1 protein-coding gene is annotated in these 2449 nt (G+C 75.7%); it reads left to right on the top strand.

Translation table 11 applies throughout. The features are described from left to right. Positions 1-198 precede the first annotated feature (198 nt). A complete protein-coding gene (locus ACSNOK_RS32565; protein ID WP_436784395.1) occupies positions 199-2418 on the top strand; it encodes a xanthine dehydrogenase family protein molybdopterin-binding subunit in 2220 nt (739 codons plus the stop codon). The last annotated feature ends 31 nt before the right edge of the window (positions 2419-2449 follow it).

Below are 2449 nucleotides of genomic sequence, written 5' to 3'. Positions count from 1 at the left end.
GTCGCGGGCCGACGGGGGAGGGCGGGGCCCGGCGCGGTCGCGGGCCGGAGAGCGGGCGGTCGCGGCGTACGCCCGGCGGGGCGCGGCGTACGTCCGGGGCGCGGCACACGGCCGGCCGACTGCGGCACACGTCCGGCGGCCTACAGCGGTACGCGTCCGGCCGGTCGCGGTACACGTCCGGCCGGAGAGGAGCCGGCCATGACGCACGCCCCGGCCGGAGAGGAGCCGGCCATGACGCACGCCCTGGTCGGAGAAGGGATCGACCGCGTCGACGCGCGGGCGAAGACCGGCGGCCGGGCCGCCTACCCCACGGACGTCACCCACCCCGGTCTCGCCCACGCCGTCCTCGTCCAGAGCACGGTCGCCGCCGGCCGGATCACCGCCCTCGACACGGCGGCGGCCGAGGCCGCGCCCGGCGTCCTCGCGGTGCTCACCCACGAGAACGTCCCCCCGCTGCAAGAGGCGCCCGACCGCTCCGCGTCGCTGCCGCCGCCCCCGCTGCGGGACGACCGGATCCGGCACCACGGCCAGACCGTCGCGGTGGTGGTGGCCGACACCTTCGAGCAGGCGACCGAGGCCGCCCGGCTGGTCCGGGCCGGGTACGCCGCGGAGCCACCCATCGCCGACCTCGACCATCCCGACGCCCCGCACGACCACGACCCGTTCGGCTCGGACGGCGGGACCGGCGACGTCGAGAAGGCGCTGGAGGCCGCGCCCGTGCGCGTCGAGCGGACGTACCGCACGGCGGCGAACACCAACAACCCCATGGGCCCGTTCGCCACGGTCGCCCGCTGGGACGGCGACCGGCTCACCGTCCACGACTGCACCCAGGGCCCCTCCCGGACCCGCGCCGACCTCGCGGCCACGCTCGGCGTCCCGCCGGAGGCCGTCCGCGTCCTCGCCCCCTACCTCGGCGGCGGTTTCGGTGCCGGGTTGCGCACCTGGGGCCATACCGTCCTGGCCGCCGTGGCGGCACGGCAGGTGGGACGTCCGGTAAAGCTGGTGCTGACGCGCAAGCAGATGTTCACCTCCGTCGGGCACCGGCCCGACACCAAGCAGACCGTACGGCTCGGCGCCACCCGGGACGGCAGGCTCACCGCCCTCGACCACCGCGCGTGGCAGTCGCTGTCGATGACGGACGTCAACAAGGAACCCGTGGCGGCGAATTCGCAGGATTCCTACGCCAGCCCCAACATCGCCACCCGGGACGTCCAGGTCCGCCTCCACGTCCCCGCGCCCGGCTCAATGCGCGCGCCCGGCGACGCCCAGGGCAACCACGCGCTGGAGTGCGCGCTGGACGAACTCGCCTACGAGCTGGGCATGGACCCGGTCGAACTCCGGCTGCGCAACTACGCGGAAGAGCACCCCGTCACCGGACAGCAGTGGTCCGCCAACGACCTGCGCGCCTGCTACCGGGCCGGCGCCGAGGCGTTCGGCTGGTCGCGCCGCGACCCCGAGCCGCGCTCCGCCCGCCGCGGCCGGACGCTGATCGGCTACGGCATGGCCGGCACCTCGTTCTTCTTCTACCAGGCGCCGTGCGCGGCACGGATCACCGTCACCCGGGACGGCGGCGCGGTGGTGGAGAGCTCGGGCATGGACCTCGGCACCGGCACGTACACCGTGATGACCCAACTCGCCGCCGAGCTGCTGGGGTTGCCGGTGCGCGCCGTGCGCATGGTGATGGGCGACAGCTCCCTGCCCGCGGCGCCCTCCGCCGGCGGCTCCGGCCTCACCGCCGCCCTGGGCACCGCCGTCCACACCGCCTCCCGGCACCTGTTCCGGGCCTTCCTCGACCTCGTCCGCCACGACCCCGCGTCACCCCTGCGCGACGTGGGGGTGGACGGCGTCCGTGCCAAGGACGGCCGCATCGTGCGCACCGACGACGGGCGCGGCGAGCGCTACACGGACCTCCTCGCCCGGCACGGGCGGGACGCGCTCTCCGCCGAGGGCTCGGCCGAAGCACCGGGCGAAGACGGCGCGGTGGTCCCCACCGGGCCGTACGCCGCCAAGTTCGCGGAAGTGCACGTCGATCAGGATCTGGGCGTCATCCGCGTGGCGCGCCTGGTGACCGCCGCCCACTGCGGGCGCGTCCTCAACGAGAAGACCGCCCGCAGCCAGCTCGTCGGCGGCACGGTCGGCGGCATCGGCATGGCCCTGCTGGAGGAGACCGTCACCGAACCGCACACCGGGCGCATCGCCAACCCGACCCTCGGCGACTACCTCGTCGCCGTCAACGCCGACATCCCGCGCCTGGACGTCCGCTTCGTCGGCGGCCCCGACCCCAGCAACCCCAACGGCACCAAGGGCTGCGGCGAACTCGGCATCCCCGGCACGACCGCCGCCATCGCCAACGCCGTCTTCCACGCGACGGGCGTCCGCGTACGGCGGCTGCCGATCCGGATCGAGGACGTGCTGTGAGCGGCCGCCCGTCCCCCGCCCGCCCGCGGGC

It is taken from the genome of Streptomyces sp. URMC 126 (genome assembly GCF_051386555.1).
In the GTDB taxonomy this organism is placed as follows: Bacteria; Actinomycetota; Actinomycetes; order Streptomycetales; family Streptomycetaceae; genus Streptomyces.
Note: the sequence above shows the minus strand (reverse complement) of the source record. Positions and strands in the feature narration are given on the sequence as shown.

Excerpts from the sequence above, each read along its gene's own strand:
- ACSNOK_RS32565 (WP_436784395.1), top strand. The coding sequence starts at position 199 with ATGACGCACGCCCCGGCCGGAGAGGAGCCGGCCATGACGCACGCCCTG.